Consider the following 18764-nt stretch of genomic DNA (forward strand, 5'->3'; position numbering starts at 1 on the left):
TTCGACCTGCGTTGCAGCCCTCATCCTTCCGGACTTCCGTTCATGACCGACAACACCCTCGCCCCTTGCGCGCCGGCCGGCACGGCCGCCGCGGCACCGCCGCGCAGCCATCATGGCTGGGCGCTCGTGGTCCTGCTGGTCGGCGCCATTCTGCCGCCGCTCGACTACTTCATCGTGAATCTCGCGCTGCCGGCCATCCGCGACGGCATCGGCGCACGACCGGCCGAGCTGCAGCTCGTCGTGTCGGCCTATGCGTGCGCGAACGCGGTCGTTCAGATTACCGGCGGGCGTCTGGGCGACCTGTACGGCCGCAAGCGGATGTTCATGATCGGGATGGCCGGTTTCGTCGTCGCATCGACGCTGTGCGGGCTCGCCGGCAGCGGCGCGGTGCTGGTCGGCGGCCGCGTGCTGCAGGGCCTCTTCGCAGCGATCCTCGCGCCGCAAGTGCTCGCGACGATCCGCAGCGTGTTCAGCCCGCAGGAGCAGGTGCGCGTGATGGGTTTCTACGGTTTCGTGTTCGGCCTCGCGGCCGTGATCGGCCAGCTGGGCGGCGGCGCATTGATCAGCCTGCACCCGTTCGGGCTTGGCTGGCGCGCGATCTTCCTGGTCAACGTGCCGATCGGCATCCTCGCGCTGCTCGGCAGCTGGCGCTTCATCCCGGAAAGCCGGCCGCCGCGCGGCCAGCGCATCGACGCGCCCGGCATGGCGCTGATGTCGCTGTTCCTGCTGATGCTCGTCTATCCGCTCACGCACGGACGCGAGGCGGGCTGGCCGCTGTGGATGGTCGCGTGCGTCGCCGGCGCGCTGCCGATGCTCGGCGCGCTGCTGGCGGTCGAAGCGCGCCGGCTCGCCGCCGGCGGGGAGCCGCTGCTCGACGTGCGCCTGTTGCGCAACCCGGTCGTCGCGCTCGGGCTCGCGCTCGCGTTCCTGTTCTACATGCTGAGCGCATTCTTCCTGAGCTACGGAATCTATCTGCAGGGCTGCCTGAACTGGTCGCCGCTCGCGTCGGGGCTGGCGATCCTGCCGCTCGGCATCGGCTTCCTCGCGAGCCCGCTGCTGATGCCGCGCCTCGTCGACCGGTTCGGCGGCCACCGCGTGCTCACACTCGGCTTCACGATGCTCGCGGCCGGCGTCGCGACCGCCGCCGCACTGGCCGGCGAACGCGCGCCCGGCCCGGGCTTTTACGCGGGCATCGCGGCGATCGGCATCGGGCAAGGTCTCGTGCTGCCGTCGGTCGTGCGGATCGTGCTCGCGGAAGTCGACGCGGCGCGCGCCGGGGTCGCATCGGGCATGGTCAGCACGATGCTGCAGATCGGCGCGGCCGTCGGGGCGGCGACACTCGGCGGGCTGTTCTTCGCGCGGCTCGGCGCGCAGCCGGGTGCGCCCGACTATGTGCGGGGGTTCAGCACGGCAATGTGGGCGCTGACGGTCGTGCTGCTCGTGTGCGTCGCGTTGTCGGCAGCGCTCGGGCCGCTGCATCGTCGGGTGCGGGCCGGCGCGTGACGACACGGGCCCGATGACGGATCGCCGGCAGCCAATCAGGGCAAGCGCGGCCGCTTGCCCGCATCAAACTCACTTGTGGTGCTTGCGTTGCGCGTGCCGCGCTTCCCATTCGGCCAGCTCGACGCGATAGCGCGCGAGCGCTTCGTCGTACAGATCGAACACGCACGGCGAGCAGCCGCTGTTGCAGCAGTCTTCCAGTTCGGGTTGTTCGGGCGGGGTCGGACGCGGATCGTCGGCGAGCGTATCCGCGGAGGCAGGCTTGGTCACGGCTTCAGTCACATGATGTCGAACGATCAGTATACGGTGATGGTCGGCGGCATGCAGGCATGCCGGCCATACGCGGCGGAGCAACCCGCCGATCGAAAGCGCGGCGATCGCGGCAATTCCGCGTGTACTTCGCGCGCTCTCGCGTCGTACTCGGGTGCGATCGCCCGCCAACCGCTACGCCACGCGACCACTCACGGGAATCGATGCGCCGGTGATCGCCTGCGCGTCCGTCGACAGCAGGAATCCGATCGTCGCGGCGATCTGTTCGGGCCGGACCCAGCGCGTGAAATCCGCATCGGGCATGTCCGCACGGTTTGGCGGCGTGTCGATGATGCTCGGCAACAGCGCATTGACGGTCACGCCGCGATCGAGCAGTTCCGCCGCCAGCGCCTCGGTGAGTCGCGCGACGCCCGCCTTCGCGGCCGCATACGCGCCCATCCCCGCGCCGGCCTTGAACGCCGCGCCCGCGCCGATGTTGACGATGCGGCCCGCCGGGCTCGCCACCAGGTACGGCAGCGCGGCCTTCGACGCGTTCAGCGCCGTCTTCACGTTCAGTTCGTACATGCGGTCCCACGTGGCCGCGTCGCCGTCGGCGATCGTCTGCCACACGAACGCGCCTGCAATGTTCAGCAGCGCGTCGACCCGGCCGAATTCGCGATTCACGGTGTCAAGCGCGCGCGCAGCTGCCTGCGGATCGACGAGATCGATGCCGCCAATGCGCAGCGCATCGGCCGGCACGCCGGGCAACGCCTGCGCGTCCGGCGCTGCGCCACGGCCGATCAGCGCGACGCGAGCGCCGTGCTGGCCAAGCCACGCGGCTGTTGCGCCGCCGAGATGGCCGAATCCGCCGGTAATCGCGACTGCCTTGCCTTTCAGGTCGTGTTCCATTGAAGTGCTCTCCTGGATCGAAGGGAGGTGGATGATACGCGGTTCGGTGCGCGGCCGGCCGCGACACGGACGTGCCCGGCGGCGTTTCGACAGCGTAGCGCCGTTCGCGCTGCCCTGCGTTCTGCGACAGATGCGTCACCGTCGACGAAATCGCCCGGTTGATCCGCCGCAGGCCTGCATGTGCTCATCGCGCATGACGGCATGTGGCCGGGCATAATGCGCGATCACGGTGCGGCGCGCCATGCGCCGTGATCGCGTCGGAACCTTGAACGGCCCGCGCCGTTTCCGTATCGAAACCCGAACCTCGAATCCGTCTACCCCATGCAAGTACTCGTCGTTGGCACCGGCAAGCTGGCAACCGAGCTGCTCGGCTCGCACCGGCTCGACCCGGCAACCTGTCGCGTGATGGCCTGGTCGGCCCCCGCACGTGGCAACGACCGTTCGATCGTCGTTCACGCCGGATCCGGCCGCGAGCTGCCTGCCGCGATCGAATTCTGCCGCGCAACCGGCTCGACGCTCGTCGAGCTGTCCACCGGCTCCGACCTCGAAACCGGATCGCACGACTTCCCCGTCGTGCTCTGTCCGAATACGAACATCCTGATGCTCAAGTTCATGAGCATGCTGGAAACCAGCGGCCATCTGTTTCGCGACTGCCGCATCAGCGTGACGGAGTCGCACCAGGCCAGCAAGACGTCCGTGCCCGGCACCGCGGTCGGCATCGGTCAGTCGCTCGGCGTTCGGGCGCAGGACATCCGTTCCGTGCGGGACCCCGCCGAGCAGCGCGATGCATTGCAGATTCCCGACGATCAGCTCGGCCGCCATGCGTTCCACCGGATCCGCATCGAGGACGGCGCATGCAGCCTTCAATTCGAATCCCGCGTGTACGGCGCGTCGCCTTACGCGGACGGCGTGTCGCGGATCGTCGAGGCCGTCCGGCAGCACGAACTCGAACCGCGCCGGTATTCGATCGTCGAGTTCATTCACAACGGCTGGCTGTAGGCGCGACGGTGCGCGGATCGCGCGGACGGCCCCTGCCGACACGCTCGACGGCCGTGATCGCACGATCGCGCATGCGCGCCCTTACCCGTCACCCAGCACGGCCCCGCTCTCCGGCAACGTCGCGCCGCCGTCGACGACGATCGTCTGCCCGGTGATATACGCCGCATCGGCCGACGCGAGAAACAGCATCGCGTTCGCGATGTCCTCCGGCTCGCCCATCCGCGCGAGCGGAATGTCGCGCGCGATCTGCGCGGCGACCGACGCATCGCCGAGATTGCCGGCCGCCGGCGTGCGGATCATCCCCGGCTCGACACCGTTGACCGTCACGTTGCGGCGCGCGAGTTCGAGCGCCGCTGCGCGAATGAAGCCGTTCACGCCTGCCTTCGACGCCGCGTAGTGCGCGAGCCCCGGATAGGCCACGCGCGGCCCGGTCACCGACGACGTGACGAGCAACCGACCCGCCCCCGCACGCTCGAATGCCGGCAGCGCGGCCTGGGCGAGCCAGAACAGCGCCGACAGGTTGACCGACAGCGTGCGCTCGAGCACCGGTGCATCGATCTGCTCGAACGGAGTCAGCGGGAAGTACGCGGCGTTGTGAACGACGATGTCGAGCCGTTCGCTGTCGCGCTCGACCGCCGCGACGAGCGCGACGAGTTCGTCGCGGCTCGCGGCGTCGACGCGATACGCGCGCGCATCGCCGCCCGCGCAGACGAGCGCGTCCGCCTGAGCGGCAGCGGCATCGATGTTGAGATCGGCGAGCGCGACGCGTGCGCCGGATTGCGCGAAACGGCGCGCGATTGCCGCGCCGATCCCCTGAGCGGCGCCCGTGACGAGCACGACTCGGCCGCTGAAATCCGCACGCAGGCGGCCGCTGCCCAGCACGGCGTTCATCACTGCGCCTCGCCAGCGAGCCGATGCACGGTTTCGTTCAGCACCTGCGCATGCGCGCCGATCGGGAAGTTCGACAGCGTGCCGAAATCGGTGCCCTGGTATCCGAATATCTTGCCGTCCGTCTTGCATTGCGCGAGGTCGATCAGTACGACGCCGAGCGTCGGCACCACCTTCTCGCGCCATACGAACAGATACAGCTGCTCGGCGAGCCTGAAGTAATGGCAGCGGTCCACGTCGGCCAGCCCGCCTTCGACGCCCTGCAGACATTGCCATGCATAGAAGTTCTCGTTCAGGTAGATGTGCTCGTAGCATTCGGTCGGGCTGTAGCGATACATCGTCCGCTTGCCGATCAGTTCGCGCGTGGGCCCGTGCAGCGGGCCCGGTTGCGCATGGCCACCGAGCGTGCCGTGCCGGAAAGTCGCATCGACGCCTGTCAGCGGCAGCCCGCGCTTGACGCGCGTGAACGCGTCGACATGCGTATCGGTTTCGGTCGGCAGCGTGCCGATCACCGACGTCCACACGCCGTCGCCGACATCGATCACGAGACTGACCGACGTCGCGCGTGCTGCCGGGTCGATGTAGTCGACGAAGTACAGGTCGTCGCGCAGCCGCGTGACACGGCAACGCGCACGGCCGCCCGCGCCGGTCGCCGCGTCGCGCCATTTCAGCGCGCCCGCCTCGAACGTATAGATGCGCCATGCGCCCGCTGCGTCGCCGAGGGTCAGCGACCGCCCGACGAGCGCGTCCACGGGCGCGAGGACGTTCGCGTCCGGCGCGAAGCCGTCCGCGAGCGCGCCAACCTGAATGAATACCGGATCCAGTTGTTCCACCTGCCGTCTCCTGCGCAGCTTCATGCCCGGCGGGCCGTGTACGCTGCTCGTGTGCACATGGTGCGGGCTGCGCGCGACGCGCGGTATCGGCCAAAAGGATGAAGGGCGCGCGGCGCCGGAACGCGCTAAAGTGCACGTGATCCGCGCCGCTGCCGGCGCGAGGAGCGCCCATGCACCGTGTCACCCATTACCGACGCACCGATGAAGGCATCGAGGCGATCAGCCTCGAGTCCGACCGCGCGTTTCCGCGGCATGCGCACGACGAATTCGGGGTCGGCGTGATCGTCAGCGGCGCGCACCGGTCCTGGAGCGGCCGCGGGCAGGTCGATGCACTGGCCGGCGACGCGATCATGGTCAATCCTGGCGAGATGCACGACGGCATGCCAATCGAAACGGGAACCGGCCGGCGCTGGCGGATGCTGTATCTCGCGCCCGCGCTGGTCGCGGGCGTCGCGGCGGAAGAAGGCCTCGGCGGTGTCGAGCTCGCGCATCCGGCCGTGCGTGATGCTCGGCTCGCAGCCGCGTTCGGCCGGCTGCACGCACGGATCGTCGCAAGCAACACGCTGCCGCTCGCCCGCGACGAGGCGCTCGTGACACTGGTCGCCGGGCTGCTTGCGCGGCACTCCAATCGCGTGCTGCCGCCCGCCGGCGTCGCACCGGCGATCCGCGTCGCCCGCGAGCGGCTCGATGCCGCACCGGCCGTACCCGTTTCGCTGGCCGAACTCGCCGGCCTGAGCGGCGTGAGCCGCTTCCAGTTGCTGCGCGGATTCGCACGCGAGCTCGGCATCACGCCGCACGCGTATCTGATGCAGTCGCGCACGCGGCTGGCGCGCGCGCTGCTCGCAAACGGCCGGCCGATCGCGGATGCCGCGGCCGAAGCCGGTTTTGCCGACCAGAGCCACCTGACGCGCGCATTCGCACGTCAGTTCGGAATCACGCCCGGACGATTCACGCAGGCCGGCTGACGAGCCTCGCGGTCGCGTCGTGGCACCTGGCGCACGACGATGTCGCTCGTCGCCGTTCGGCGGCAGCGGCTCCCGATGAGCGCGCGACCGGTCAGCCGGCGACACCGGACACATCGCCGTTCCGCTCACCCGGCTTACCCGCCGACGCCGCTGCAATTTCGTTCAAGACGCCCGCGCCGCCGCACGAGACGATGCGGCACATGAAAACACGACTGATCGGCTATCTCTATCTCGCCGCTGCAATGGCGGGCGTCGGCAGCACCGTCATCGCGAGCCGCCTCGCGGCCGGCGGCCTGCCGCCGTTCGCGGCCACCGCGCTGCGCTTCCTGATCGCAACCCCGCTGCTGTTCGCGCTGATGCGCGCGCAGCGAATGCGATGGCCCCGGGTCTCCACACGCGACGCCGTGCTGCTGCTCGTGCAGGCTGCAGCGGGCGGTGTCGGCTATACGGTGCTGCTGATCAGCGGCACGAAGCTGTCGTCGCCCGTCGATGCAGGCGTGATGCTGGGCACGCTGCCGGCGATGTCGACGCTGATCGCGGCGGTCGTGCTGCGCGAGCGGCAAACGCCGCGCGACTGGGGCGCGGCCGCGCTCGCCACCGCCGGCGTCCTGTTCGTCACGTTCGCGCCCGGCCAGGCCATGCCGTCGCTCCGGACGCTCGCCGGCGACGCGCTGGTGCTGGCCGCCGTCGCCTGCGAGGCCGTGTTCATCCTGCTCAACCGGCGGCTGTCGGCGCCGTTGCCGCCGCTCGCGCTATCGACGGCGATGTCCGGCCTCGGCTTCGTGCTCGCGCTGGTGCCGGCCGCGTTCGAATGGCACGCGCTGACGACCGGCTGGAACATCGGCGCGGTGTTGGCGATCGCGTACTACGCGCTGGTGCCGACCGTGCTCGGCTATCTGTGCTGGTACGCGGGTTCGGCTCGCACGAGCGGCACCGAAGCCGCGCTGTTCACGGCGGTCGCGCCGGTCTCGGCCGTGCTGTTCGCGGTCGCGCTGTTCGGCGAGACGCTCGGCGGCACGCGCCTGCTCGGCATCGCACTCGTCGTCGCGGGGATGCTGGTGGGTGCGACGCGGCGACGCGCGCCGCCGGCACGCGTCACGTCAGCCGGTTGTCTCGATGGCTAGCCCGTTCGTCAATCAACAACGACTGTAGGAATGTGTCCGCTCGCGGCAAAATCGTTGCGTACCGTCGCGCAAGATGCAATATTCGCGTGGCCGGGCCATATATACGACAACCATCGAACAACAATTCGCATCGCCATGAACAAGAAGGAAGCCAAAACAAGAATCGCGGCGCTGCTGTCCGCGGGCGCGAGGAAAGCCGACGTGCTGGCCGAACTGGCCGGACAGGGCCTCAAGGAGAGCGTGCTCGCGCGCCTGATCGCGTCACGCCCCGACCCGGAACTGTGCAGGAAGAACAAAGTGCATACCCGGGTCCTGATCGCGCTTGGCATCGCGCAGTTGTTGATCAGTCTCGCGCTCGCCTATCTCCTCCGGACGGAGGGGCTCAGCGCCGGCGCCGTGATGCTGTTCCTCGCCCTGACGGTACCGCTGTCGCTGCTGTTCATCTGGGGCTTTGCAACCCATCGCGTCGGTGCGTATCACGCGTTCATCATTCTGTCGCTGCTGCAAGTGCCGAAAACTATCGCCGATCTCGGCCGCGATCCGTCGGCCGCGCTGCCGACCCTCGCGGTGACGGTCATCCTGGTCGGCTACGTCTGGTTCGTCCGCAACCGGCTGTTTCCGGACTTCGTCTGGTTGACGCCGCGCAAGGTCGAGGGTCGCTACGCGTTCGTGGAAAGCGCCTGACGCCGCCGCGTACCATGAAAAAGGCGCCGGGCCGTTCCGCGATCGCGGAACGGCCCGGCGCCTTCTGCATTCCGGAACCCGGTGGTTTACTTGGCCTTCTCGGCCGTATCGCTAATGGCCTGGCCACCCTTCGAAATGTCCTGCCCCATGCCTGCAACGGTATTGCAACCGGCGAGCGCGGCGGTCACTACCAGTAGCACTGCAGCAATCGTACGCGTCATTCTCATTCTCCTTCGAGTCAACATGCCCGACCGGGCGAATCGTATGCGGCGTGGTGGCCTGCGGCGCGCAGGACACGGGGCCTGACCTGATTATACGGAGACAACCGCCGCGCGCCAGTATCGGCCAAGCCGACGTGATGCAGGCCACACGCGCCGCCGCGCAGATTTTCCTTGACTTCAGCCGGCCGCGAACTAATATACGCATCGCGTATATTTTTCATCAGGTGCCGCCGATGACCGTTCCCCAGCAAGCCTTCCTGCGCGACGCGATGCGCCGCCTCAACATGACCCGCGAAGCGTTCGCGAACCGTATCGGTGTAAGCCGTCGTGCACTGGATACGTGGCTGTTGCCCGACGATTCGCAGGAATCTCGCGGCATGCCCGAGATCGTCGAGCGCTTCGTGTCCGAAATCGTCGAACGCCCGGCACCGGAAGGCATGGACTATACGCAAAGCGTAGAAAAGCAGGGGCTCGCTAAGCAATTTCTGTTCGAAGGCAAGCCGCAGCTGATTTCCGTGGATCAGTTCTCACGGGATTCGGTCGAGGCGCTGTTCCGCGTCGCCGACGTGATGCAGCCGATCGCGCGCCGCCACAAGATCTCACGCGTACTCGAGGGCGCCGTGCTCGGCAACCTGTTCTTCGAGGCCAGCACGCGCACGCGCGTGTCGTTCGGCGCGGCCTTCTGCCGGCTCGGCGGCTCGGTGTGCGACACGACCGGCTTCACATTCTCGTCGATGGCCAAGGGCGAATCGATCTACGACACGAGCCGCGTGATGGCCGGCTACGTCGACGCGCTCGTGATCCGCCATCCGGAGAAAGGCTCGGTCGCCGAGTTCGCGCGCGCGACCAACCTGCCGGTGATCAACGGCGGCGACGGCCCGGGCGAACACCCGAGTCAGGCGCTCCTCGATCTCTATACGATCCAGCGCGAGTTCTCGCGGCTTGGCAAGATCGTCGACGGCGCGCATATCGCGCTCGTCGGCGACCTGAAATACGGCCGCACCGTGCACTCGCTCGTCAAGCTGCTCGCGCTGTACCGCGGGCTGAAGTTCACGCTCGTGTCGCCGCCGACGCTCGAAATGCCCGCATACATCATCGACCAGATCGCGACGAACGGGCATGTGATCGAGCAAACGAACGACCTCGCGGCCGGCCTGCGCGGCGCGGACGTCGTCTATGCGACGCGGATCCAGAAGGAGCGCTTCACCGACGAGTCGTTCGAGGGCTACACGCCGGATTTCCAGATCAACCAGGCGCTCGTCGACTCCGTGTGCAAGCCCGACACGCTGATCATGCACCCGCTGCCGCGCGACAGCCGGCCCGGCGCGAACGACCTGTCGGTCGACCTGAACCGCGATCCGCGGCTCGCGATCTTCCGGCAGACCGACAACGGCATTCCGGTGCGGATGGCGATATTCGCGGTACTGCTCGGCGTCGAGAACCTGGTTCAACATTCGATGCGCGACGCGACGTGGCGCCCGCCTGCGTACCTCGGGCCGGAGGATGCGGTGTTTCACGGAATCGATTGACGCGCATCCGGTGTCGCGCGCAGACGTAACGCATACAACGCGCCGCCTTGCACGGCGCGTTTTTCATTTCGACGCGGATGATGCAGGGAGCCGCCAACCTCGCGTCAGCCGGCCCACGGATCGATCACGCGCAGGCCCGCAGCTTCGAACGGCTTGACGTCGTGCTTGCCGTCAAGCCCTCTGCAACATTCGTCAACATTCCCATCACAAACGCGAACAAGAACGCTTCTCATTTAACAAGAAATTACATAGAATGCCGGCTGAAAACAAATCGTAATAATTCCCGGCGGCATGCACATTTCCGTTGCGAGTCGTTCCCGGGACCACACCGCGAGGTCGAAGCGCACCATGAAGTCCCGTCCTGAAGAGCTGAAACTCGGCAAATTCACCACCCTGTGCAGCGTGCTCGCCGCGAGCCCCGCGTTCGCCGACGGCACGCCGCCGGCCGCCCCGGTCGGCACCGAAGGCCATCTCGCGCCGATCGAGGTCCAGGGCAAGACCGAGCACAGCTACAAGGCCGACTTTTCCGCATCCACGAAATTCACCGCGCCGCTCGTCGACACGCCGAAGTCCGTGACCGTGATCCCGCAGGAGCTGATCCAGAACAGCGGCGCGGCAACGCTGACCGAGGCGCTGCGCACCGTGCCCGGCATCACGTTCGGCGCCGGCGAAGGCGGCAACCCGCTCGGCGATCGTCCGTTCATCCGCGGCTACGACACGCAAGGCAGCATGTTCGTCGACGGGATGCGCGACACGGGCGCGACCACCCGCGAGATCTTCAACACCGAGCGCGTCGAGATCACCAAGGGCTCCGACGGCGCATACGGCGGCCGCGGCGGCGCGGGCGGCAGCATCAACCTGATCACGAAAGCGCCGCACCTCGGCACGACCGCGGCCGCGAGCGCCGGCCTCGGCACCGACCGCTACCGCCGCTTCACCGCCGACGGCAACTGGCAGTTCGCCGATCACGCGGCGTTCCGCCTGAACCTGATGAGCCACAACAACGACGTCGCCGGCCGCGACGCCGTCAACAACGAGCGCTGGGGCGTCGCGCCGTCGATCGCGTTCGGTCTCGGCACGCCGACGCGCGTGACCGCGAGCTACTACCACCTGTCGACCGACGACATGCCCGACGGCGGCATTCCGTACTTCTACACGACGTCGAACAAGCCCGCGAACGTCGACACGATTTATCCGGCGCCCGTCGATCGCCACAACTTCTACGGCCTGATCGACCGCGACTTCCGCAAGACCACGTCGGACATCAGCACGATCAGGATCGAGCACGACATCACGTCGAACCTCACAATGCGCAACACCACGCGCTACACGGAATCGACCCAGGACTACATCTGGACGCAGCCCGACGACAGCCAGGGCAACGTGGTCAACGGCAAGGTCTGGCGTCGCAACAACAACCGCAACAGCTCGATCAACAGCCTCGCGAACCTGACCGAACTGTTCGGCGAATTTCGCACCGGCCCGTTCAAACATAGCTTCACGACGGGCATCGAGCTGTCGCGCGAATGGGGAAAGCGCGATTCGTACACCGTTGCGACCGACAAGGGCACGATCTGCCAGCAAGGCATCGGCGCGCCGTCCGGCTACAACTGCACGAGCCTGTGGTCACCCAACCCGAACGATCCGTGGGCCGGCGCCATCACGCGCAACAACGACTATGCGCATGCGCGCACCACCACCAAGTCGATCTACGGTTTCGACACGATCGAGCTCACGCCGCGCTGGCAAGTGAACGCCGGCGTGCGCGTCGACGACTACTCGACCCGCTTCACCGACACCCGGGCGAACGGCGGCAAGACCTACACGCGCGACGACACGCTCGTGAACTGGCAGGCAGGCCTCGTGTTCAAGCCCGCGCGCAACGGCAGTATCTATGCGTCGTATGCGACGTCGTCGACGCCCGCCGGCATGCTGCTGGGCGAAGGCAGCGAAACGCAATCGCTCACGCCCGGCCGGGGCGGCGTCGGCTCGAACGCCGATCAGCTGTCGCCCGAGAAGAACCGCAGCATCGAGCTCGGCACGAAGTGGAACGTGCTCGACGACAAGCTGTCGCTGACCGCCGCGCTGTTCCAGATCGACACGACGAATGCACGCGTGACGCTGCCGAACAACCAGTACGCGATGGTCGGCAACAAGCGCTTGCAGGGTCTCGAGTTGGGCGTCGCCGGACAGATCACGAAGCAGTGGCAGGTATTCGGCGGCTATACGTACATGAAGAGCGAACTGCGCGACAACGGCAAGGATGCCGCGAACAACGGCCACCGGTTCCCCAATACGCCGAAGCACAGCCTGACGATGTGGTCGAATTACGACGTGACGCCGAAATTCACCGTCGGCGGCGGCGCGTTCTACATGTCGGAAGTGTTCGGCGATCCCGCGAACCTGCGTGCGGTGCCTTCGTACTGGCGCTTCGACGCGATGGCGCAATACCGGATCAACAAGAAGCTCGACCTGCAACTGAACGTGAACAACCTGTTCAACCGCACGTACTTCGATCAGGCGTACCCGGCGCATTACGCGTCGATCGCGCCGGGCCGCTCGGCGTTCGTCACGCTGAACGCGCGCTACTGATCGATGGAAACCGTCTCGCTGAAAGCGCTCGCGTCGGTGTCGCCGCGCGCGTTCGCCGACATCCTCGCCGGGCCGCCCGCGCGCGCCGCCGCGTGGGTCGCGGCAGCCGCCGATAACGGGATCGTCGATGCGCAGGCCGTCTACGGCCAGTACCTGCTCGACGGGCACGGCGTCGCGCGCGATCCGGCCGCCGCATTCGGCTGGTTCCGGCATGCGGCGCGAGCCGGGCACCCGATGGCGATGAACATGCTCGGCCGATGCTACGAGTTCGGCTGGGGCACAGCCGCGTGCGCGGCGGTAGCGGTGTACTGGTACCGGCTCGCCGCGCAGGCCGGCCTTGATTGGGGCATGTACAACTATGCGACGGCGCTCGCACTCGGCAACGGCATCGACGAGGATCGCACCGCCGCGCTCGACTGGTTTCGCCGCGCCGCCGCGCTCGGCCATGCGAAATCGATCAACCTGATCGGCGGCTTTTACGAGGACGGCTGGGTCGTGGCCGTCGATGTCGATGCCGCGTTCGACCACTATCGTCGCGCCGCCGAGGCAGGCGATTTTCGCGGCCAGTTCAACTACGCGCGGCTGCTCGCCGATCGCGGGCGCGTCGACGAAGCCCTCGTCTGGCTCGCGCGCGTGCCGGCCACCGCCACCCCCGCGTTCGTCGCGAAGATGCGCGCGTATCTCGCGTCGTCGCCGCTCGATGCGTTGCGCGCGGCGGCGATGCAATTGCCGTCTCATGGCATGGAATCCGAATCATGATGCTTCATATCCCCGGCGTACTGACCTGCGCACAGGTCGCGCAATGCCGCGAGATGCTCGATGCCGCCGAGTGGATCGACGGCAACGCGACGTCCGGCACGCAGTCCGCACTCACGAAACGCAACCGGCAGTTGCCGGAAGGCTCGCCGGCCGCGCGCGCGGTCGGCGATGCGATCCAGGATGCGCTCGCGCGGCATCCGCTGTTCTTTTCGGCGGCGCTGCCGCTGAAGGTGTTTCCGCCGCTGTTCAATCGTTACGAAGGCGGCGAGACGTTCGGCACGCACGTCGACAACGCGATCCGGCTGCTGCGCGGCACGGATTTTCGCGTGCGCAGCGACCTGTCGGCGACGTTGTTTCTCGAGGAACCGCACGCGTACGACGGCGGCGAGCTTTGCGTGGAAGATACATACGGCGTGCATCGCGCGAAGCTGCCGGCGGGCGATCTCGTGCTGTATCCGGCGTCGAGCCTGCATCATGTGACGCCGGTCACGCGAGGCGAGCGCGTCGCGTCGTTCTTCTGGATTCAAAGCATGGTGCGCGACGACGGCGACCGCACGCTGCTGTTTCAGCTCGATACGCAGATTCAGGCGTTGTCGGCGGAAAAAGGCGCGCAGGATCCCATGGTCATTTCGCTGACGGGGATTTATCACAACCTGTTGAGGAAGTGGGCGGATGCGTAATCGCGGCAATCATGCCCGATACGCATGAGCCATGCGCAAGCATGTGGGCCAACGCCCCTACCCGCGCGCCGGCATTCATCTAACGAAATCGCCCATGACGAACCACGCGCGGTGCACCGCACTCACCGACGCCGGTTTCATCGATTGCCCGTCGGAATGGTCGGCATCGATCGTTCGGCGACCGCCATCGACTCGCGATGCAGGGCGAATCGCCCGCCATACGCCCCCCGTCGAGGAAACCTTCCCCGACGAACGCACCCGCCGACATTCTTTCCGACGACAACACGCCCTCATCGGTAACATCCGCACTTGCCGATCTCCGCCCGCTCCCGCACAATCGGGCCACCTGCCTCCCTCCCCCCGCGCCGATGTCCTATGCGTCACTCGCCACCGGCGTCCTGCTCGCCGGCGGTCTCGGTCAACGCTTCGACCCAAGCGGTCTGCACAGCAAACTGCTCGCGCTGCTTCCCGACGGCACGCCGGTTGCGGTCGCGGCTGCCCGTCGCCTCGCCGCGGCCACGGCCGACGTGATCGCCGTCGTGCGTCCCGGCGCGGAAAAACTCGCGATTCTGCTCAACGAAGCCGGCTGCCAGGTCGTCTATGCGCCCGACGCGATGCGCGGCATGGGCGCAAGCCTTGCAGCCGGCGTCCGCGCGACGCCGGAAGCAACCGGCTGGCTGGTCGCGCTCGGCGATATGCCCTGGATCGCGGCATCCACCTACGAAGCGGTCACGCGCGCGCTCGACGCCGACGACGCATCGATCGTCGCCCCCGTCCATCGCGGCGTACGCGGTCATCCGGTCGGCTTCGCCGCGCACCATTACGATGCGCTGGCCGCGCTCGACGGCGATACGGGCGCCCGCGCGTTGTTCGCGAGCGCACCGGTCAACCTGCTCGCCGTCGACGATCCCGGCATCCTGCGCGACGTCGATACGCCCGCGGATCTACGCTGACATCGGAACGCGCAGGCCGCACTGCGCATCGCGGATGCCGCCTTCGCGCGATCCGGCGCGATACCTGCGCAGGCTCGCATGTCGCCGGCAATCCGCATGCCGCCGCGAGAATCCCGCTGCAAACACCCGCCCGATTGCCTATAACGGAGACGAGGCGCACCCGCCGCGCCACCGCCACCACGCATTGCGCGAGTTCCTCATGGACCACACGACCCCGATGCCCGAGCCCCCGGCCGATCCGAACCGCGATCCGGAAGACGATCCGTTGTCGCCACCGCCGCCGGGGCATCCCCACGACAATCCACAGCAACCCGACGGACCGCCGAGCAAAGACCCGGTCTAGGCGGCATCGACCCACGCGATCTGGCCGGCGCCGGCACTCGGCCGACAGCCGCCTGCGGCCAGCCGTGCCTGTGGCGCCGCGAGCGTCCGCTACCGCGCCGTATACCCGCCATCGATTGCCAGCGACACGCCGCTGATCATCGATGCCGCGTCGCTGAGCAGGAACAGGATCGGCTCGACCACCTCGTCCGGCTCCGCGAAGCGCCCGAGCGGAATCGCCGCGAGCATCGGTGCGCGCTTCTCCGGCTCGCTCCACGCGAACTGCGCCATTGGCGTGAGCGTAACGGTCGGGTTCACGCTGTTCACGCGAATCCCGTGCGCGCCGAGTTCGATGCAGAGCACACGCGTCATCGCGTCGAGCGCCGCCTTCGACGCGCAATAGCTCAGATGCGCGGGCAGGCCGACGAGCGCGGCCTGGCTCGACACGTTGACGATGCTGCCCCGCGCGTGTGCCGCGCCTCGCCCCGCGCGTTCGATCATCTTCCGCGCGACGGCCCGCGCGACCAGCGCCGCGCCGCGCGCATTGACGGCCATCACGTGATCGAAGTGCGCCGCACTGACCTCGAGCGCCGGTTCGAGCGACGCGACTCCCGCGCAATTGATGAGCCCGTCGAACGCATCGTGCACGGCGAGCGCCGCATCGATCGCGTGTTCGTCGCCGCCGATATCGATGCGCAAGGTTTCGCATGCGATCTCGCTGGCCAGCGAATCGAGCGCGGCCGTATCGCGCCCCGCCGCGACGACCCGCGCGCCTGCATGGGCCAGCGCAACCGCGCAGGCGCGCCCGATCCCGCTCGACGCACCGGTAACGAGCACCCGCGCACTGCTGAAATCGAATCGTGTCTTCATGATGCCGCGCGCAGTTGGTGCATGATCGGCTTGAGTGCCGGATACAACGCCGTGTAAAGCGCGAAGCGCGCCGCATACGCATTCGCGCGCGCGGCATCGGGACGCGCGCGTTCGACGAGCGTGACCCAGCCGCCCTGCGCGTCGCCGTGCGACACCAGCCCGGCGCCGACGCCCGCGAGCAGCGCGGCGCCCATCGCGGCTTCGACGTCCTGCTCGATCGTCCATACCGGAAAGCCCGTCACGTCCGCGATGATCTGCATCCACAGCGCCGAATGCGCGGCACCGCCGACGACGATCAACCGGTCGTCCAGCGCCACCGCACCGCGCCGGCCGGCCTCGATGTTGTGCCGCAGCGCGAACGCGACGCCTTCGAGCACCGCGCGATACAGGTGCGCGCGCGTGTGCGCGAGGCTCAGCCCGACGAATGCGCCGCTCGCCTTCGCGTCCCACACCGGGCTGCGTTCGCCCATCAGGTATGGGAGGAACAGCACGCCGTCCGCGCCGGGCGGCACGCTTTCGGCCGCTTCCTCGAGCAGCACGTGCGGATCGCCGTGCGGCAGCAATCGCGCCGCGTCGATCTCCGCATGACAGAACTGATCGCGGAACCACGCGACCGATGCACCGGCGGTGATCGCGCCGCCGAACACGTACAGGTCGCGCTGACCATTGAACACGTGCGGCATGCTGACGAGCCCGTGCCGCGCATCGACGTGCTGGTTCACGTAGCCCCAGCACATGCTGGTGCCGATCATCGCGACATGCTGGCCGGTGCGCGTCGCGCCAGCCGCGAAGGTCGCGACGGCCGCATCCACACCGCCCGCGACGATCGACGTGCCGGCGGGCAGGCCGAGCTGTTCCGTCCATTGCGACAGCAGCCCGCCGACGACGTCGGTCGATTCGACGAGCCGCTCGGGCATCATCGTCGCGGGGATGCCGAGCATGTCGAGTGCATCATCGGACCACTCGCGGCGCGCGATGTCATACACGCCGCCGATGTTGCCGGCCGAACTGTGGTCGACCGCGACTTCGCCGGTCAGCAGATAGATCACGTACGCATTCGGCGGCAGGAAATAACGCACGTTCGCCCATACGTCCGGGCGCTGCTCGCGCAGCCACAGCATCTTCGTGAACCCGTAATAGCTGTCGACGCCGTTGCCCGTGATCACGCGCAGCCGCTCGACGTTCACGTTCTCGTTCACCCAGTCGACCTCCGCGGTCGCGCGCCGGTCCATCCAGATCAGGCACGGGTGCAGCGGACGCATGTCGCTGTCGACCGGAATGCCGGAGCCGCCGTACAGGCTGCTCACGCACACGGCGCGGATCGAGTCGGCCGGCACGCCTTGCGCGCGCGCGTCGCTCACGCAGCCCGCGACGCAGTCGCGCACCGCATCGAACCACACCTGCGGCCACTGCTCGGCCCACAACGGGCGCGGCGTATCGGGCTGGTAGCCGGCCGAACGGCGCGCGACGATCGTGCCATGCCGGTCGACGAGCAGCGCCTTGGTGCTCTGCGTGCCGATGTCGACGCCTATCACGTATTCCATGATGTCTCCGGTGAGAAGTCGCACGCGCGTCGTTCAACGCGCCGGCTTCAGCAGCACCTTGATCGATTCGGGCGACTTCGCGACGCGGATCGCGTCGTCCCAGTCCTCGAGCGCGAAGCCGTGCGTGACGATGCCTTTCGACGTGACGAGCCCGCGCGCGAGCAGGTCGATCGCGACCGGATAGCAGTACGGCCCCAGATGCGCGCCGCGCACGTCGAGCTCCTTGCGGTCGCCGATGATCGACCAGTCGGCGGTCGTGTCCTCGCCGAACACGCTGAACTCGACGAAACGGCCGAGCTTGCGGATCAGTTCCAGCCCCTGGTTCACGCCGACCGGCGCGCCGGTCGTCTCGATGTACACGTCGCATCCGTAGCCGTCGGTCAGCGCGCGTACGATCTCGCGCGCATCGTCGCGTGTCGGATTGATCGTCACGTCCGCGCCGTATTGCCGCGCAAGTTCGAGCCGCTCGTCGATCAGGTCGATCACGACGAGCTTCTTCGGCGTCTTCAGGTGCGCGACCTGCGTCATCATCAGGCCCAGCGGGCCCGCGCCCGCGATCACGACGACGTCGTCGAGCTGAAGGTCGCCACGGTTCACGGTATGGATCGCGCACGACAGCGGCTCGATGATCGCTGCATCCTCCAGCGACACGCCAAGCGGAATCTTGTGCACGATCGCGGTCGGCGGAATGCGCATGTACTCGGCCATCCCGCCGTCGGCAACCTCGCGCTGGAAGCCGAAGATGTTATGCACCTCGCACATCCAGTATTGGCCCGACTTGCAGTAGCGGCACTTGCCGCACGGCACGATCTGCTCGGCGATCACGCGGTCGCCCGACGCGACGCCGAAATGCTCGGCCGCGCCGTCGCCGAGCGCCTCGACGTAGCCGAAGAATTCGTGGCCGGGAATCACGGGGGCCTTTACCCACGGGCTCGGGCCACCCCAGAACATCTTCGCGCCCGTATAGCACTTGCAATCGCTCGCGCAGATTCCGCACGCGGCGATGCGGATCACGAGCTCGTTCGCGCCCGCGCGCGGCTTCGCGACCTGCTCGACGCGATAGTCCTCGGGGCCGTGGCAAACCACCGCGGTCATGCGCGGCTGGGTTTCGGGTGTCGTCATGAGTTGTCTCTTCCGTTGATGA

General features: G+C 67.8%; 18 protein-coding genes. 10 read left to right on the forward strand and 8 right to left on the reverse strand.

What is annotated here, in order from left to right; genetic code table 11:
• Positions 1 to 42: 42 nt before the first annotated feature.
• Positions 43 to 1503, forward strand: a complete 1461-nt coding sequence (locus WI26_RS23195; protein WP_069227329.1) for an MFS transporter — start codon at positions 43 to 45, stop codon at positions 1501 to 1503.
• A gap of 69 nt (positions 1504 to 1572) precedes the next feature.
• Here the strand turns inward: WI26_RS23195 and WI26_RS23200 are convergent, their stop codons facing one another.
• Together WI26_RS23200 and WI26_RS23205 are read right to left on the reverse strand one after the other, a co-directional pair.
• Positions 1573 to 1770, reverse strand: a complete 198-nt coding sequence (locus WI26_RS23200; RefSeq protein ID WP_059468460.1) for an oxidoreductase-like domain-containing protein — start codon at positions 1768 to 1770, stop codon at positions 1573 to 1575.
• A gap of 174 nt (positions 1771 to 1944) precedes the next feature.
• On the reverse strand, positions 1945 to 2658 hold the full coding sequence (locus tag WI26_RS23205; protein WP_069227330.1) for an SDR family NAD(P)-dependent oxidoreductase: 714 nt from the start codon (positions 2656 to 2658) through the stop codon (positions 1945 to 1947).
• Between the two features lie 321 nt (positions 2659 to 2979).
• Between WI26_RS23205 and WI26_RS23210 the strand changes: the two genes are divergently transcribed.
• Positions 2980 to 3657, forward strand: coding sequence for a dihydrodipicolinate reductase C-terminal domain-containing protein (locus WI26_RS23210; protein WP_060190930.1), 678 nt, complete (start codon positions 2980 to 2982; stop codon positions 3655 to 3657).
• Positions 3658 to 3738: 81 nt separating this feature from the next.
• Here WI26_RS23210 and WI26_RS23215 read toward each other — a convergent pair whose 3' ends face one another.
• Entirely contained in the window at positions 3739 to 4548 is an 810-nt protein-coding gene (locus WI26_RS23215; protein ID WP_069227331.1) for an SDR family oxidoreductase, read from the reverse strand.
• Positions 4548 to 5378, reverse strand: coding sequence for a molybdenum cofactor biosynthesis F family protein (locus WI26_RS23220; RefSeq protein WP_069227332.1), 831 nt, complete (start codon positions 5376 to 5378; stop codon positions 4548 to 4550). The genes WI26_RS23215 and WI26_RS23220 overlap by 1 nt, the downstream gene beginning before the upstream one ends.
• 170 nt (positions 5379 to 5548) lie before the next feature.
• On the opposite strand from WI26_RS23220, the gene WI26_RS23225 reads away from it, so the two are divergent.
• The 3 genes from WI26_RS23225 (at position 5549) to WI26_RS23235 (ending at position 8151) form a co-directional block, all read left to right on the forward strand.
• On the forward strand, positions 5549 to 6343 hold the full coding sequence (locus WI26_RS23225; RefSeq protein WP_059468400.1) for an AraC family transcriptional regulator: 795 nt from the start codon (positions 5549 to 5551) through the stop codon (positions 6341 to 6343).
• Between the two features lie 200 nt (positions 6344 to 6543).
• Complete coding sequence (locus WI26_RS23230; protein ID WP_069227843.1) at positions 6544 to 7467, forward strand: DMT family transporter; 924 nt, start codon at positions 6544 to 6546, stop codon at positions 7465 to 7467.
• A 135-nt stretch (positions 7468 to 7602) separates the two neighbouring features.
• Positions 7603 to 8151 (forward strand): hypothetical protein, encoded by a 549-nt coding sequence (locus tag WI26_RS23235; protein WP_059468399.1) that lies wholly within the window; start codon positions 7603 to 7605, stop codon positions 8149 to 8151.
• A gap of 86 nt (positions 8152 to 8237) precedes the next feature.
• Here the strand turns inward: WI26_RS23235 and WI26_RS23240 are convergent, their stop codons facing one another.
• Positions 8238 to 8372 (reverse strand): entericidin A/B family lipoprotein, encoded by a 135-nt coding sequence (locus WI26_RS23240; RefSeq protein WP_059449563.1) that lies wholly within the window; start codon positions 8370 to 8372, stop codon positions 8238 to 8240.
• Between the two features lie 233 nt (positions 8373 to 8605).
• On the opposite strand from WI26_RS23240, the gene WI26_RS23245 reads away from it, so the two are divergent.
• From WI26_RS23245 to WI26_RS23265, 5 genes are all read left to right on the forward strand, one after another.
• Complete coding sequence (locus tag WI26_RS23245; RefSeq protein ID WP_059468398.1) at positions 8606 to 9901, forward strand: aspartate carbamoyltransferase; 1296 nt, start codon at positions 8606 to 8608, stop codon at positions 9899 to 9901.
• A 348-nt stretch (positions 9902 to 10249) separates the two neighbouring features.
• The gene (locus tag WI26_RS23250) at positions 10250 to 12493 is read left to right on the forward strand and encodes a TonB-dependent receptor (protein ID WP_069227333.1); all 2244 of its coding nucleotides are present in this window, start codon (positions 10250 to 10252) and stop codon (positions 12491 to 12493) included.
• Between the two features lie 3 nt (positions 12494 to 12496).
• Entirely contained in the window at positions 12497 to 13252 is a 756-nt protein-coding gene (locus WI26_RS23255) for a tetratricopeptide repeat protein (RefSeq protein WP_069227334.1), read from the forward strand.
• Entirely contained in the window at positions 13249 to 13932 is a 684-nt protein-coding gene (locus WI26_RS23260) for a Fe2+-dependent dioxygenase (protein WP_069227335.1), read from the forward strand. The genes WI26_RS23255 and WI26_RS23260 overlap by 4 nt, the downstream gene beginning before the upstream one ends.
• Positions 13933 to 14300: 368 nt before the next feature.
• Positions 14301 to 14885: a nucleotidyltransferase family protein gene (locus WI26_RS23265; RefSeq protein WP_069227336.1), complete on the forward strand. Its 585-nt coding sequence runs from the start codon at positions 14301 to 14303 to the stop codon at positions 14883 to 14885.
• Between the two features lie 432 nt (positions 14886 to 15317).
• Here the strand turns inward: WI26_RS23265 and WI26_RS23270 are convergent, their stop codons facing one another.
• The 3 genes from WI26_RS23270 to WI26_RS23280 are packed head-to-tail and all read right to left on the reverse strand — an operon-like array spanning position 15318 to position 18742.
• A complete protein-coding gene (locus tag WI26_RS23270; protein WP_069227337.1) occupies positions 15318 to 16076 on the reverse strand; it encodes an SDR family oxidoreductase in 759 nt (252 codons plus the stop codon).
• Positions 16073 to 17620, reverse strand: a complete 1548-nt coding sequence (locus tag WI26_RS23275; RefSeq protein ID WP_069227338.1) for an FGGY-family carbohydrate kinase — start codon at positions 17618 to 17620, stop codon at positions 16073 to 16075. Before WI26_RS23275 ends, WI26_RS23270 begins: the two co-directional genes overlap by 4 nt.
• 33 nt (positions 17621 to 17653) lie before the next feature.
• Positions 17654 to 18742 carry an alcohol dehydrogenase catalytic domain-containing protein gene (locus WI26_RS23280; RefSeq protein ID WP_069227339.1) on the reverse strand — a complete coding sequence of 363 codons (1089 nt, stop codon included), beginning with the start codon at positions 18740 to 18742 and terminating at the stop codon, positions 17654 to 17656.
• Positions 18743 to 18764 lie beyond the last annotated feature (22 nt).

It is taken from the genome of Burkholderia diffusa (genome assembly GCF_001718315.1).
Classification (GTDB): domain Bacteria; phylum Pseudomonadota; class Gammaproteobacteria; order Burkholderiales; family Burkholderiaceae; genus Burkholderia; species Burkholderia diffusa_B.

Coding starts and splice junctions, on each gene's coding strand:
- WI26_RS23195 (WP_069227329.1), top strand. CDS start 43: ATGACCGACAACACCCTCGCCCCTTGCGCGCCGGCCGGCACGGCCGCC.
- WI26_RS23205 (WP_069227330.1), bottom strand. CDS start 2,658: ATGGAACACGACCTGAAAGGCAAGGCAGTCGCGATTACCGGCGGATTC.
- WI26_RS23210 (WP_060190930.1), top strand. CDS start 2,980: ATGCAAGTACTCGTCGTTGGCACCGGCAAGCTGGCAACCGAGCTGCTC.
- WI26_RS23215 (WP_069227331.1), bottom strand. CDS start 4,548: ATGAACGCCGTGCTGGGCAGCGGCCGCCTGCGTGCGGATTTCAGCGGC.
- WI26_RS23225 (WP_059468400.1), top strand. CDS start 5,549: ATGCACCGTGTCACCCATTACCGACGCACCGATGAAGGCATCGAGGCG.
- WI26_RS23230 (WP_069227843.1), top strand. CDS start 6,544: ATGAAAACACGACTGATCGGCTATCTCTATCTCGCCGCTGCAATGGCG.
- WI26_RS23235 (WP_059468399.1), top strand. CDS start 7,603: ATGAACAAGAAGGAAGCCAAAACAAGAATCGCGGCGCTGCTGTCCGCG.
- WI26_RS23240 (WP_059449563.1), bottom strand. CDS start 8,372: ATGACGCGTACGATTGCTGCAGTGCTACTGGTAGTGACCGCCGCGCTC.
- WI26_RS23245 (WP_059468398.1), top strand. CDS start 8,606: ATGACCGTTCCCCAGCAAGCCTTCCTGCGCGACGCGATGCGCCGCCTC.
- WI26_RS23250 (WP_069227333.1), top strand. CDS start 10,250: ATGAAGTCCCGTCCTGAAGAGCTGAAACTCGGCAAATTCACCACCCTG.
- WI26_RS23255 (WP_069227334.1), top strand. CDS start 12,497: ATGGAAACCGTCTCGCTGAAAGCGCTCGCGTCGGTGTCGCCGCGCGCG.
- WI26_RS23260 (WP_069227335.1), top strand. CDS start 13,249: ATGATGCTTCATATCCCCGGCGTACTGACCTGCGCACAGGTCGCGCAA.
- WI26_RS23265 (WP_069227336.1), top strand. CDS start 14,301: ATGTCCTATGCGTCACTCGCCACCGGCGTCCTGCTCGCCGGCGGTCTC.
- WI26_RS23270 (WP_069227337.1), bottom strand. CDS start 16,076: ATGAAGACACGATTCGATTTCAGCAGTGCGCGGGTGCTCGTTACCGGT.
- WI26_RS23275 (WP_069227338.1), bottom strand. CDS start 17,620: ATGGAATACGTGATAGGCGTCGACATCGGCACGCAGAGCACCAAGGCG.
- WI26_RS23280 (WP_069227339.1), bottom strand. CDS start 18,742: ATGACGACACCCGAAACCCAGCCGCGCATGACCGCGGTGGTTTGCCAC.